Raw genomic sequence first — 12,404 nt, forward strand, 5'->3', positions numbered from 1 at the left:
CTGAGCCATGCCTTTGTCGCTGGCATCCATCATTGAGGCACTGGGGGGGGAGCTCGTAGGGGACCCCGATCTCGACATCCAGGGGCTCGCCCCGCTAGAGTCCGCCCAGCCTGGGCACATCGGGTTTCTCAGCAATCCACGCTACCAGTCGCAACTTCGCACCACCCGTGCGGGGTGCGTGATCGTGGCCCCCTCCATGCGGGGGAGCGCGGCAGAGGATGTGCGTCTTATCCTCACCGACAACCCCTATCTGTATTACGCGCGGTTGACGCAACTGTGGCGCAAGCAGATCAGCGGGGGCAAGTTGTCGGGCGTACACCCCAGTGCCGTGGTAGACCCTCTGGCGCAAGTGCATGAGAGTGCCTACGTTGGCCCCCTGTGCGTGGTGGAGCGAGGCGCCCGTATTGGTGCAGACACGGTCCTCAAGTCGCGTGTGACCGTGGGAGAGGACTGCCATGTGGGGTCCCGCTGCATCCTGCATTCTGGCGTGGTGATTGGTGCCGATGGGTTCGGCTTCGCACCCAACGGTTCGCAATGGGAAAAGATCGAGCAGCTTGGTGCAGTACGCATCGGTGACGATGTGGAAATTGGCGCCAACACTTGCATAGACCGTGGTGCTCTGCAAGACACCGTCATTGAAGACGGCGTCAAACTGGACAATTTGATTCAGATCGGCCATAACGTAAGGGTGGGGCGCAACACCGCCATGGCGGGCTGTGTTGGTGTGGCGGGTAGTGCCACCATTGGTCCCAATTGCACCATTGGCGGCGGAGCAGTGGTGCTGGGGCATCTGACCCTTGCTGAAGGTGTGCATATTTCTGCAGCCACTGTGGTGACGAAATCCATCACCAAACCAGGGCAATACACTGGCGTGTTCCCCCTGGATGAAAACGCTACGTGGGAGCGCAACGCTGCAACGCTGAAGCAATTGCACGCCTTGCGTGACCGCATCAAAATTTTGGAGAAAGAAAATAAACCATGATGGACATCCACAAAATTCTCAAGCAGCTTCCACACCGCTACCCCTTCCTGCTGGTGGATCGGGTGCTGGAGCTTGACAAAGGCAAGACCATCAAGGCATTGAAGAATGTCACGATCAACGAGCCCTTCTTCGAAGGCCACTTTCCCCATCGTCCCGTCATGCCTGGCGTCCTGATGCTGGAAGCGCTGGCGCAGGCTGCGGCGTTGTTGGCATTTGACGCGCTGGGAACATCGCCCAGCGACGAGATGGTTTACTACTTTGCCGGCATTGACGGCGCCCGTTTCAAGCGCCCGGTGGAGCCTGGCGACCAGCTCATTCTGGAAGTCGAAATGCTACGCATGAAGGCCGGCATCTTCAAGTTCAAGGCACAAGCCAAGGTGGGCGGCGAACTCGCGGTCGAAGCCGAGTTGACCTGCGCCATGCGTGCGATTGCCTGAGGCCGTTGCCGTGACTGCCATCCACGCCACTGCCGTCATCGATCCCAAGGCCGAACTGGACAGTTCCGTCACGGTTGGCCCTTATACCGTGATCGGTCCCGATGTCCGCATTGGTGCGGGCACTACGGTGGGCCCGCACTGCGTCATCGAAGGCCACACCACCATCGGCCGGGACAACCGCATTTTCCAGTTCAACTCCCTGGGCGCTATTCCGCAGGACAAGAAATACGCGGGCGAGCCCTGCGAGTTGATCATCGGTGACCGCAATACGATCCGCGAGTTCTGCACCTTCAATATCGGCTCACCAGGTGACGCTGGCGTGACCAGGGTGGGTGACGACAACTGGATCATGGCCTATGTGCATTTGGCGCACGACTGCCAGGTCGGCAACCACACCATCTTTGCCAACAACTCGCAGTTGGCCGGGCATGTGCAGGTGGGCGACTGGGTCATCTTGGGCGGCTTTACCGTCGTGCATCAATTTGTGCGCATCGGCGCCCACAGCATGACTGCCATGTGTGCCTTGCTGTTTGCCGATCTGCCCCCCTTTGTGATGTGCCAGGGACAGCCGGCATCCGCGCGCTCCATGAACTTTGAAGGATTGCGCCGTCGCGGCTTCAGTCCCGAGCGCATAGCGGCCGTGAAGGCCATGCACAAGGCGCTCTACCGCGATGATCTGACGCTGGAGCAGGCGCAGCTTCGTATCAGCGAGCTGACCGACGACACCCCAGAAGCCGCGCCGGACGTGGACATGATGCTGGCCTTTCTGGAGCAAACGTCTCCGCAGCGCGGCATCGTTCGCTAAAGGCAGTCATGGCGGATCCGTCAAGCCAGCCTCAGGCGCCGGCCATTGCCATGGTGGCCGGAGAAGTTTCCGGGGATCTATTGGCTGGGCTGTTGCTGGGTGGCATGAAAGCGCGCTGGCCGGACTTGACCAGTTTCGGTATCGGTGGGCCTCACATGCAGCGCCAGGGCTTTGAGGCCTGGTGGCCCCATTCCAAGCTGGCCGTTCACGGCTTCAACTGGGAGCTGCTGCGTCGCTACCGAGAAATCGTCGGTATCCGGGACCAATTGCGCACCCGTCTGCTGGACAAGCGCCCCGATATTTTCATAGGCACGGACGCACCGGATTTCAACTTCCAGCTGGAGGCTGATCTACGTCGCGCTGGAATCAAGACTGTCCATTTTGTCTGTCCGTCGGTCTGGGCCTGGCGCCCTGAGCGCATGGAAAAGATCCGCCGTAGCGCCGATCATGTGCTGTGCATTTTTCCGTTTGAGCCAGCATTGCTGGAGCGTAACGGCATTGCCGCGACCTATGTCGGGCATCCGCTGGCCAGCGTCATTCCCATGCAGGCGGACAAGGCTGCGGCTCGGCAAGCTTTGGGGCTTTCGAGCGACGCTTTGGTTGTCGCCATCCTTCCCGGTAGCCGCCGCTCGGAAATTGCCCATCTGGCAAAGCGCTTTCTGCAGGCCGCGGCACTGATCAAGGCGGATAAGCCGCAAGTGAAGTTTGTGCTGCCTGCCGTGCCTGGTTTCAAGGACACCATTGAAGTACTGGTGCAGCAGACGGGTTTGACGGGCTGCGTGCAGGTACTGGCTGGCCAGTCCCATGCCGCCTTGGCTGCCTGCGATGTGACGCTGATCGCCAGCGGTACGGCCACGCTGGAGGCGGCCTTGTTCAAGCGGCCCATGGTGATTGCCTATCACCAGAGCTGGCTGTCCTGGGAAATCATGCGGCGCAAGCGCTTGCAGCCGTGGGTGGGGTTACCCAACATTCTGTGCGAAGAATTTGTCGTGCCCGAGTTGCTGCAGGACGCGGCGACTCCCAATGCACTGGCCTTCGAGGTGATCTCCTGGCTGGATGCCGCGGACCGCGATCCGGCGCGCTTGCAGACATTGAACGCAAAATTTGAGGCCTTGCACCGTGCACTGCAGCGCGACACCGCGACAATAGCCACCGATGCGATCCAGAAAATCCTCCAGAACTGAACCCACCATGGCCCGCCAGGCCGAATTGTGCTGGGACATTACCGGGCTGATTGCCGGCGTTGATGAGGCGGGGCGTGGCCCTCTGGCGGGCCCGGTGGTTGCTGCCGCCGTGATCCTGGACGATTTGCACCCGATCAAAGGCCTCAACGATTCCAAGAAACTCAGTGCTTTGCAGCGTGACAGGTTGTATGACGAAATTCGCGCCAAGGCGCTGTGCTGCTCGGTGGCGCAGGCCAGTGTGGAGGAAATAGACCAGCTCAATATCCTGCAGGCAACCTTGTTGGCCATGCGCCGCGCGGTGGAAGGCTTGCGCCTGAAGCCCGCCAAGGTTCTGGTGGACGGCAACCGCCTGCCGGTGTTGGACGTGCTGGCCGAGGCCATTGTCAAAGGTGATGCCACCGTGCCCGCCATATCAGCGGCCTCCATCCTGGCCAAGGTCACGCGCGACCGTTGGTGCGCAGAGCTGGATCTGCGCTATCCGCAATATGGCTTTGCCGGCCACAAGGGCTATGGCACGGCCGAACATCTGGCGGCGTTGCGCGCGCACGGCGCTTGTCCGGAACACCGCAAGACCTTCGCGCCGGTGGCGCAGGTCCTGGTTTGAGGCATCCATGAGCGAACCCGTATTCATTACCTCCCGCGAGAACCCGCTGCTCAAGGAGCTACGCAAGCTTGCGCATGAGAACACTGCCTACCGCAAGGCCGGGCGATTCTGGGTTGAAGGCGACCACCTGTGCAGCGCGGCACTCCAGCGGGGCGTGCAACCGGCAGTCTCCGTGTATGCCGAGTCCTTCTGGGCAACTGTGCGTGGCCCGATTGCCGAGGTGGGTGGCAAGCAGGTGGTGGTGTCGGATGCCTTGTTCCGTGATATCAGCGCCTTGGAATCACCCGCCAGCGTGGGCTTTGTACTGAACTTGCCTGCTGAACTGCATGTCGATGGAAACGCTGCGACGGTCATCTTGGACCGGGTGCAGGATGCTGGAAACGTGGGCTCCATCCTGCGCAGTGCCGGTGCTTTTGGCTTCCGCCAGGTACTGGCGCTCAAGGGCACCGCTGCCTTGTGGAGTCCGAAAGTGTTGCGTGCCGGCATGGGCGCGCATTTTGGCTTGCACTTGGTCGAGGGCTTGGAGCTTTCCGATCTGCAGGGCTTGCAAGTGCCTTTGGTGGTGACCAGTTCGCATCAGGGGGAGCTGATTCAGGATCTGCGCATTCCGCGTCCTTGTGCCTGGGTCATGGGGCATGAAGGGCAGGGCGTGGGGAAGGAGCTGATGGCACGGGCCACCGTGTTTGCGCGTATCGGTCAGCCAGGCGGTGAGGAGTCTTTGAACGTCGCCGCCGCCGCTGCGATATGCCTGCATGCCAGCTCATTGGGTGTGAGCTGAGTTTCCCCGCTTTTGGTTCCGTTGCGCGGGTGGTGAGCGTAGTTCCAAATCGTTTGTGCGCCAATAACTCGGTCTTGCGGGAGGCAGCGCACCCCAAACGGGCAATTCGAAGCCTTGAGGGGCAGGCATGAACCTCCCTTCCGCTATAATCAGTGGCTTTCCAGAAAACAGCTGTCCCAAGCGCAACTCTGAAACTTCCCCTCTCACAAGCATCCGCTCAAGAGCCACTCTGAGCGCGTTTGGGCCTAACCGTAACCCATTCGGAGTCACCAGTGCTTTTGTCACTCAAGGGAACCTTCCCACCCGCCATCCTGGCGCTCGCAGACGGCACGGTCTATGTTGGCAATTCCATCGGAGCCGCTGGCTCCACCGTCGGAGAGGTCGTGTTCAACACGGCCATGACCGGCTACCAGGAAATCCTCACCGACCCCAGCTACTGCCAGCAGATCGTCACGCTCACTTATCCCCACATCGGTAACTATGGCGTCAATGCCGAAGATATCGAGTCCGACAAGGTCCAGGCCGCCGGTCTCATCATCAAGGACCTGCCGCAGATTGCCTCCAATTTCCGCAAGTCCCAGGACCTGAGCGCGTATCTCATCGCTGAAAAGACCGTGGCCATCGCCAATATCGATACCCGCCAGCTCACACGCCAGCTGCGCACCCACGGCGCGCAAAATGGTTGCATCATGGCCTTGGCCATGGGCGAGAAGGTGACCAGCGCCGTCGTGGAGCGCGCCGTCGCTGCGGCCAAGGCTGCGCCCAATATGTCCGGCTTGGATCTGGCCAAGGTGGTCACCAGTCCCTTCGCCTACGATTGGACACAGACTGAATGGCAACTGGGCACCGGCTATGGTGAACAGACCGCCTCCAAATTCCATGTGGTGGCCTACGACTTTGGCGTCAAGAAGAACATTCTGCGCATGCTGGCGGAGCGCGGCTGCAAAGTCACCGTGGTGCCCGCGCAGACTCCCGCTGCAGACGTGCTCAAGTACAAGCCCGATGGCGTCTTCCTGAGCAATGGCCCTGGCGACCCGGAGCCGTGCGATTACGCCATTGCTGCCACCAGGGAATTGATTGAGACCGGCATTCCGGTATTTGGCATTTGTCTGGGTCACCAGATCATGGCCCTGGCCTCGGGCGCGAGCACCTTCAAGATGAAGTTCGGCCACCACGGTGCCAACCATCCGGTCAAGGACCTGGACAGTGGCCGTGTATCCATCACCAGCCAGAACCATGGTTTTGCGGTTGACGAGAAGACCCTGCCTGCCAACATGCGCCCCACCCACATCAGCCTGTTCGACAACACGCTGCAAGGGCTGGAACGTACCGACAAGCCGGCGTTCTGCTTCCAGGGGCACCCCGAAGCGTCACCCGGCCCACAGGACATCGGCTATCTGTTTGACCGTTTCGTTGGATTGATGGAGCAACGTGCATGAGTTTTTACGGGGTCACTGATCTCTGGACCTACGTGCTGGGCGCCTTCGGCATCATCCTGCTGCCCGGGCCAAACTCGCTCTATGTGCTCTCGGTCGCCACGGCGCGTGGCGTCAAGGCGGGCTACCAGGGCGCATTCGGCGTCTTTCTGGGCGACACGATTCTCCTGCTGCTGACCGCCATGGGCGCAGCCAGCCTGTTGCGTTCCAATCCCGCACTGTTTGTCCTGGTGAAGTACCTGGGCGCGGCCTACCTGTCCTGGGTGGGCGTGAACCTGATCTGGTCGGCATGGCAGAAGTGGCGCAACAAGGCGACAGAAGCCGCCACCGCAGTGCAGGCGCCCATCAATATGCAGCACCCGTTCAAGAAGGCACTGGTCATCAGCCTGCTGAATCCCAAGGCGATCCTGTTCCTGCTGTCTTTCTTCGTGCAGTTCATTGACCCTACCTACGAAACACCTGCCGTTCCGTTCCTGATCCTGAGCTCCATCATCATGGTGTTCAGTGCCCTGTATCTCTCCGCTCTCATCTTCCTCGGGGCCCGTATGGCCCAGGCGTTTCGCGCCCGCAAACGCCTGTCCGCCAGTCTCTCCAGCAGCGTGGGCGGCTTGTTCCTCTGGTTTGGAACCAAGCTGGCCACCGCGAGTCTGAACTAGTTAGAAGCCAGGTAAAAAATGCCAAAACGTACTGATATCAAAAGCATCCTCATCATCGGCGCCGGCCCCATCATCATCGGCCAGGCCTGCGAGTTCGACTACTCCGGCGTGCAAGCCTGCAAGGCCTTGCGAGAAGAGGGCTACAAGGTCATCCTGATCAACAGCAACCCCGCCACCATCATGACGGACCCGGCCACGGCGGACGTTACCTACATCGAGCCCATCACCTGGCAGACGGTCGAGAAGATCATCGCCAAGGAGCGTCCCGATGCCATCCTGCCGACCATGGGCGGCCAGACCGCACTGAACTGTGCGCTGGACCTCTGGCACAACGGCGTGCTGGAGAAATACAAGGTCGAACTGATTGGCGCCACACCCGAGGCCATCGACAAAGCCGAAGACCGCCTGAAGTTCAAGGACGCCATGACCAAGATCGGTCTGGGCTCCGCGCGCTCAGGCATTGCACACAGCATGCAGGAAGCCTGGGATGTGCAGAAGGTGGTGGGCTTTCCCACCGTCATTCGCCCCAGCTTTACCCTGGGCGGCACCGGCGGCGGCATTGCCTACAACTCGGAGGAGTTCGAGACCATTTGCAAGCGCGGTCTGGAAGCCTCGCCCACCAACGAGCTGCTGATCGAAGAGTCGCTGCTCGGCTGGAAAGAGTACGAGATGGAAGTGGTGCGCGACAAGGCGGACAACTGCATCATCGTCTGCTCCATCGAAAACCTGGACCCCATGGGCGTGCACACCGGCGACTCCATCACCGTGGCGCCAGCCCAGACCCTGACCGACAAGGAATACCAGATTCTGCGCAATGCCTCCCTGGCCGTGCTGCGCGAAATCGGCGTGGACACCGGTGGCTCCAACGTGCAGTTCTCCATCAACCCCAAGGACGGGCGCATGGTGGTGATCGAGATGAATCCGCGTGTGTCGCGCTCTTCCGCGCTGGCCTCCAAGGCCACCGGTTTCCCGATTGCCAAGGTGGCCGCCAAGCTGGCGGTAGGCTTCACACTGGACGAGCTGCGCAACGACATTACCGGTGGCGCAACCCCCGCGTCGTTTGAACCCAGCATCGATTACGTGGTCACCAAGATCCCGCGTTTCGCCTTCGAAAAATTCCCCGCCGCCGACAGCCGCCTGACCACCCAGATGAAGTCGGTGGGCGAGGTGATGGCCATGGGTCGCACCTTCCAGGAATCGTTCCAGAAAGCCTTGCGTGGCCTGGAAGTTGGCGTGGATGGCATGAACGAAAAGACCCAGGACCGCGAAGTCCTGGAAAAGGAACTGGGCGAGCCCGGCCCCGAGCGCATCTGGTACGTGGGCGACGCATTTGCCCAGGGCATGAGCGTGGACGAGGTGTTTGCACTGACCAAGATCGACCCCTGGTTCCTGGTGCAGATCGAACAGATCGTGAAGATCGAACTGGAAATCGAACGCCTGCCGCAACCGGCCAGCGGCTCGGTGCTGGACAAGATCGATGCGGCCACCTTGCGCTCGCTCAAGCAGAAGGGCTTCTCGGACCGCCGCCTGGCGCGCCAGTTCAAGACCACCGACAAGGCCGTGCGTGAAAAGCGCCGCGCCCTGGGGGTGCGCCCTGTCTACAAGCGCGTGGACACCTGCGCGGCTGAGTTTTCCACCAATACGGCTTATCTCTATTCCACCTATGAAGCCGATGGCTCCGAGTGCGAAGCCGCGCCTACCGACAAGAAAAAGATCATGGTGCTGGGTGGTGGCCCCAACCGCATCGGCCAGGGTATCGAGTTCGACTATTGCTGCGTGCATGCCGCCTTGGCCATGCGCGAAGATGGCTATGAAACCATCATGGTCAACTGCAACCCCGAAACCGTGTCCACCGACTATGACACTTCGGACCGCCTGTACTTCGAGCCGCTGACGTTGGAAGACGTGCTGGAAATCGTCGACAAGGAAAAGCCGCTGGGCGTGATCGTGCAATACGGCGGCCAGACGCCGCTGAAGCTGGCACTAGATCTGGAAGCCAACGGCGTGCCCATCATCGGCACCTCGCCCGACATGATCGACGCGGCGGAAGACCGCGAGCGTTTCCAGAAATTGCTGCACGAACTCAAGCTGCGCCAACCCCCGAACGCCACGGCCCGTACCGAGCCGGAAGCGCTGGAAAAAGCATCTGCTCTGGGTTATCCCTTGGTGGTGCGTCCCAGCTACGTGCTGGGCGGCCGCGCCATGGAAATCGTGCACGAGCAGCGCGACCTAGAGCGCTACATGCGCGAGGCCGTCAAGGTCAGCCACGACTCGCCCGTGCTGCTGGATCGCTTTCTGAACGATGCGATCGAGTGCGATGTGGACTGCGTGCGAGACTCCACTGGCGCCACCTTCATCGGCGGCGTGATGGAACACATCGAACAAGCCGGCGTGCACAGCGGGGACTCCGCCTGTTCGCTGCCGCCGTACTCCCTGTCAGCTGACACTGTCAACGAAATCAAGCGCCAGTCGGCCGCTATGGCCGGCGCACTCAATGTGGTCGGCCTGATGAACGTGCAATTTGCCATCCAGAACGTGGACGGCAAGGACGTTATCTACGTGCTGGAAGTGAACCCGCGTGCCAGCCGTACCGTGCCCTTTGTTTCCAAGGCTACCGGCATCCAGTTGGCCAAGGTCGCAGCGCGCTGCATGGCCGGACAGACCCTGGCCAGCCAGGGCATTGGCAAGGAAGTCACGCCACCGTATTTCAGTGTGAAAGAGGCCGTTTTCCCCTTCGTGAAGTTCCCGGGCGTTGACACCATTCTCGGACCGGAAATGAAGTCCACCGGGGAGGTCATGGGCGTGGGCAAGACTTTTGGCGAAGCCTTTGTGAAGTCCCAACTGGGTGCGGGCGCCAAGCTGCCGCGCGGTGGCAAGGCCTTTATCTCGGTCAAGCAAAGCGACAAGCCGCGTGCCGTGGAAGTGGCGCGTGAATTGGTAGCACTGGGCTTTGAAGTGGTTGCTACCAAGGGAACTGCTGCCACCATCAACGCTGCCGGCGTGGCCTGCGGCGTGGTCAACAAGGTGACCGAGGGCCGCCCCCACATTGTGGACATGATCAAGAACAACGAGATCGCCATGGTCGTCAACACAGTGGAAGAGCGTCGCAACGCCATCGTCGATTCCCGCCACATCCGTACGTCGGCACTGCTGGCGCGGGTCACCACGTACACCACCATTGCGGGCGCCGAGGCTGCCGTGGAAGGCATGAAATACCTGGACAACCTCAGCGTGATTTCCGTGCAGGAAATGCATGCGCAACTGACGGCTTAAGTTGTCATAATCCGGCCTTCCTTTTCAAATACATCCATGGCAACCATTCCCATTACCAAGCGCGGCGCAGAGATCCTCAAGGCCGAGCTGCACAAACTCAAGACTGTAGAGCGTCCTTCGGTGATCAACGCGATTTCCGAAGCCCGTGCCCAGGGCGACCTGAGTGAAAACGCGGAATACGAATCGGCCAAGGAGCGCCAGGGCTTTGTGGAAGGCCGTATCCAGGAAATCGAAGGCAAGCTATCGGCTGCGCAGATCATCGACCCGGCTTCGCTGGACGCCGGCGGTCGCGTGGTGTTCGGCTCCACCGTGGATCTGGAAGACGAGGACACGGGTGACCGTGTCCGCTACCAGATCGTGGGGGAAGACGAGGCCGACCTCAAGCTGGGCCTGATCAACATCAGTTCACCGATTGCACGCGCGCTGATCGGCAAGGAAGAAGGTGATACCGCCGTGGTGCAGGCGCCAGGCGGCGAGCGTTCCTACGAAGTCGTCGCGGTTCACTACATTTGAAGCGCCTGCAACATCTCTTGCACACCGCGCCACTGTGGCTGGCGGCAGCCTGGGCCATGAGCCTGACGGTGCTGGGCTTCTTTGTCGTTCCCATGCTGTTTGCCAATTTGCCCACGCCGGCCATGGCCGGTGGCATGGCAGCCAAGCTGTTCAGTACACAAACCGCAATATCGGCGGTTTGTGCGTTGTTGCTGGTGGTGCTGCTAAGGTCGGACAAACATGCCATGCCAACGGCCGTGGTACCAACCATCACCATGCTGGCTCTGGCAGGGGCGCTGTTGGCGTTGCTGGTGGAGTTTGGTGTGTCACCGCACATTGTTGCGCGTGACAACCTCAGGCTTTGGCACGGCGTAGGCAGTGCCATGTATTTTGCGCAATGGCTGTGCGCCCTGGCGGTGTTTGGCAAGCTGGCACTTGCCGTCGTGGCACCGCAGGCAGACGCCGGTAATCAGGTCTGACTGCGTTTTTTGACGCTGACCTTGGGCTTGGGTTTGGCGCGGCGTACGTTGCCACCGGCTGTCAAGCGCTGGTTACCGAGCACCCGCAGGGTCTTGACTTCGGGGCGTTGACCGGCGCGCTTGCTGTATTTCAGGACCTTGAAATCGCGCGGGCCGGGCATGCGGTCTTCGTCAATGACCTTTTCTTTTTCGGGCTGCGGGCGCCACAGCACCAGCAGTTTGCCAATGTGCTGGATGGGGGCCGCGTTCAGATCGGTGCTGAGTTGTTGGAACATGGCTTCGCGCGCCGTCCGGTCGTCGGAAAACACCCGCACCTTGATCAGGCCGTGGGCGTTGAGGGCGGCATCGACCTCCTTGATGACGTTGGCGGTCAGACCATCGCCGCCGACCAGGACGACGGGATCAAGATGGTGAGCCTCGGCGCGGTGAACCTTGCGTTGGGCGGGAGTCAGTTGAATTTGGGGCATGTGGGTATTATGTCTCCGGCCCGGCGCAAGCGGCTCAGCTCGCTTGCCAATAGGATGAAAGTGTATGAAAACCAAAACCAGTAGCAAAAAGGTCAACAAGGCCTGGTTGCACGACCATATCAACGACCCCTACGTCAAATTGGCGACCAAAGAGGGATACCGGGCGCGTGCGGCTTACAAGCTCAAGGAGATTGACGAGGCCCTGCACTTGATCAAACCCGGGCAACTGGTGGTGGATTTGGGCTGTACGCCCGGGGCCTGGAGTCAATACCTGCGCCGCCGCATGTCGCTGCAGGGCGCGGCAGTGGGCGACCTGAATGGCACCATCATCGGGCTGGATCTGCTGCCCATGGAGCCCATCGAGGGTGTGACCTTTATCCAGGGCGACTTTCGTGAGGCCGAGGTGCTCCAGCAACTGGAAGCCGCGCTGGCTGGGCGCCAGGCCGATATTGTGGTGTCCGACATGGCGCCCAACCTGTCCGGAATTGCATCGGCTGACGCGGCCCGGGTCGAATACCTGATCGAATTGGCCATTGAGTTTGCCCAAAACCACATGAAACCGCAGGGCGCACTGGTGGCCAAGGTGTTTCACGGTGGCAGCTACAACGCGGTGGTGCAGCGCTTCAAGGATGCCTTTACGCAGGTCAAGCCCTTCAAACCCAAGGCTTCACGCGACCGTTCTTCCGAGACCTTTCTGGTGGGCTTGGGCCTGAAGTAGTTGGATCAAAACCATGCCATTTATATGGCCGCGATAGCGAAAATACCGTGTCTTTCACCTTGAAACGCCTAAAATGGGTACCACGTAGGCGTT

General features: G+C 60.6%; 13 protein-coding genes. 12 read left to right on the forward strand and 1 reads right to left on the reverse strand.

Annotated features, from left to right (window positions below):
* The first annotated feature begins 7 nt into the window (after window positions 1–7).
* From lpxD to AAGF34_RS17870, 11 genes are all read left to right on the forward strand, one after another.
* Window positions 8–982 carry a UDP-3-O-(3-hydroxymyristoyl)glucosamine N-acyltransferase gene (lpxD, locus tag AAGF34_RS17820; RefSeq protein ID WP_342617052.1) on the forward strand — a complete coding sequence of 325 codons (975 nt, stop codon included), beginning with the start codon at window positions 8–10 and terminating at the stop codon, window positions 980–982.
* Entirely contained in the window at window positions 979–1,419 is a 441-nt protein-coding gene (gene fabZ / locus AAGF34_RS17825; RefSeq protein WP_342617053.1) for a 3-hydroxyacyl-ACP dehydratase FabZ, read from the forward strand. The genes lpxD and fabZ overlap by 4 nt, the downstream gene beginning before the upstream one ends.
* A 10-nt stretch (window positions 1,420–1,429) precedes the next feature.
* Window positions 1,430–2,224, forward strand: a complete 795-nt coding sequence (lpxA, locus tag AAGF34_RS17830; RefSeq protein WP_342617054.1) for an acyl-ACP--UDP-N-acetylglucosamine O-acyltransferase — start codon at window positions 1,430–1,432, stop codon at window positions 2,222–2,224.
* 8 nt (window positions 2,225–2,232) lie between these two features.
* Window positions 2,233–3,408 carry a lipid-A-disaccharide synthase gene (lpxB, locus tag AAGF34_RS17835; protein WP_342617055.1) on the forward strand — a complete coding sequence of 392 codons (1,176 nt, stop codon included), beginning with the start codon at window positions 2,233–2,235 and terminating at the stop codon, window positions 3,406–3,408.
* Window positions 3,409–3,415: 7 nt separating this feature from the next.
* Window positions 3,416–4,012: a ribonuclease HII gene (gene rnhB / locus AAGF34_RS17840; protein ID WP_342617056.1), complete on the forward strand. Its 597-nt coding sequence runs from the start codon at window positions 3,416–3,418 to the stop codon at window positions 4,010–4,012.
* A gap of 7 nt (window positions 4,013–4,019) precedes the next feature.
* Window positions 4,020–4,790, forward strand: a complete 771-nt coding sequence (locus AAGF34_RS17845) for an RNA methyltransferase (protein WP_342617057.1) — start codon at window positions 4,020–4,022, stop codon at window positions 4,788–4,790.
* 272 nt (window positions 4,791–5,062) lie between these two features.
* Complete coding sequence (carA, locus tag AAGF34_RS17850) at window positions 5,063–6,229, forward strand: glutamine-hydrolyzing carbamoyl-phosphate synthase small subunit (RefSeq protein ID WP_342617058.1); 1,167 nt, start codon at window positions 5,063–5,065, stop codon at window positions 6,227–6,229.
* Window positions 6,226–6,882 carry a leucine efflux protein LeuE gene (gene leuE / locus AAGF34_RS17855; RefSeq protein ID WP_342617059.1) on the forward strand — a complete coding sequence of 219 codons (657 nt, stop codon included), beginning with the start codon at window positions 6,226–6,228 and terminating at the stop codon, window positions 6,880–6,882. Before carA ends, leuE begins: the two co-directional genes overlap by 4 nt.
* 18 nt (window positions 6,883–6,900) lie before the next feature.
* Window positions 6,901–10,155: a carbamoyl-phosphate synthase large subunit gene (gene carB / locus AAGF34_RS17860; RefSeq protein WP_342617060.1), complete on the forward strand. Its 3,255-nt coding sequence runs from the start codon at window positions 6,901–6,903 to the stop codon at window positions 10,153–10,155.
* A gap of 36 nt (window positions 10,156–10,191) precedes the next feature.
* Entirely contained in the window at window positions 10,192–10,668 is a 477-nt protein-coding gene (gene greA / locus AAGF34_RS17865) for a transcription elongation factor GreA (protein WP_342617061.1), read from the forward strand.
* Between the two features lie 56 nt (window positions 10,669–10,724).
* Complete coding sequence (locus tag AAGF34_RS17870; RefSeq protein ID WP_342621129.1) at window positions 10,725–11,126, forward strand: DUF4149 domain-containing protein; 402 nt, start codon at window positions 10,725–10,727, stop codon at window positions 11,124–11,126.
* Here the strand turns inward: AAGF34_RS17870 and yhbY are convergent.
* Complete coding sequence (gene yhbY, locus AAGF34_RS17875; protein WP_342617062.1) at window positions 11,117–11,593, reverse strand: ribosome assembly RNA-binding protein YhbY; 477 nt, start codon at window positions 11,591–11,593, stop codon at window positions 11,117–11,119. The genes AAGF34_RS17870 and yhbY overlap by 10 nt on opposite strands.
* Before the next feature lie 64 nt (window positions 11,594–11,657).
* Here yhbY and AAGF34_RS17880 point away from each other — a divergent pair, with 64 nt between their 5' ends.
* Window positions 11,658–12,311 (forward strand): RlmE family RNA methyltransferase, encoded by a 654-nt coding sequence (locus tag AAGF34_RS17880; RefSeq protein ID WP_342617063.1) that lies wholly within the window; start codon window positions 11,658–11,660, stop codon window positions 12,309–12,311.
* The last annotated feature ends 93 nt before the right edge of the window (window positions 12,312–12,404 follow it).

It is taken from the genome of Rhodoferax sp. GW822-FHT02A01 (assembly GCF_038784515.1).
Classification (GTDB): Bacteria; Pseudomonadota; Gammaproteobacteria; order Burkholderiales; family Burkholderiaceae_C; genus Allorhodoferax.

What these genes read in the sequence shown, in the direction of transcription:
- lpxD (WP_342617052.1), top strand. Translation starts at nt 8, where the DNA reads ATGCCTTTGTCGCTGGCATCCATCATTGAGGCACTGGGGGGGGAGCTC.
- fabZ (WP_342617053.1), top strand. Translation starts at nt 979, where the DNA reads ATGATGGACATCCACAAAATTCTCAAGCAGCTTCCACACCGCTACCCC.
- lpxB (WP_342617055.1), top strand. Translation starts at nt 2,233, where the DNA reads ATGGCGGATCCGTCAAGCCAGCCTCAGGCGCCGGCCATTGCCATGGTG.
- rnhB (WP_342617056.1), top strand. Translation starts at nt 3,416, where the DNA reads ATGGCCCGCCAGGCCGAATTGTGCTGGGACATTACCGGGCTGATTGCC.
- AAGF34_RS17845 (WP_342617057.1), top strand. Translation starts at nt 4,020, where the DNA reads ATGAGCGAACCCGTATTCATTACCTCCCGCGAGAACCCGCTGCTCAAG.
- leuE (WP_342617059.1), top strand. Translation starts at nt 6,226, where the DNA reads ATGAGTTTTTACGGGGTCACTGATCTCTGGACCTACGTGCTGGGCGCC.
- carB (WP_342617060.1), top strand. Translation starts at nt 6,901, where the DNA reads ATGCCAAAACGTACTGATATCAAAAGCATCCTCATCATCGGCGCCGGC.
- greA (WP_342617061.1), top strand. Translation starts at nt 10,192, where the DNA reads ATGGCAACCATTCCCATTACCAAGCGCGGCGCAGAGATCCTCAAGGCC.
- AAGF34_RS17870 (WP_342621129.1), top strand. Translation starts at nt 10,725, where the DNA reads ATGAGCCTGACGGTGCTGGGCTTCTTTGTCGTTCCCATGCTGTTTGCC.
- yhbY (WP_342617062.1), bottom strand. Translation starts at nt 11,593, where the DNA reads ATGCCCCAAATTCAACTGACTCCCGCCCAACGCAAGGTTCACCGCGCC.
- AAGF34_RS17880 (WP_342617063.1), top strand. Translation starts at nt 11,658, where the DNA reads ATGAAAACCAAAACCAGTAGCAAAAAGGTCAACAAGGCCTGGTTGCAC.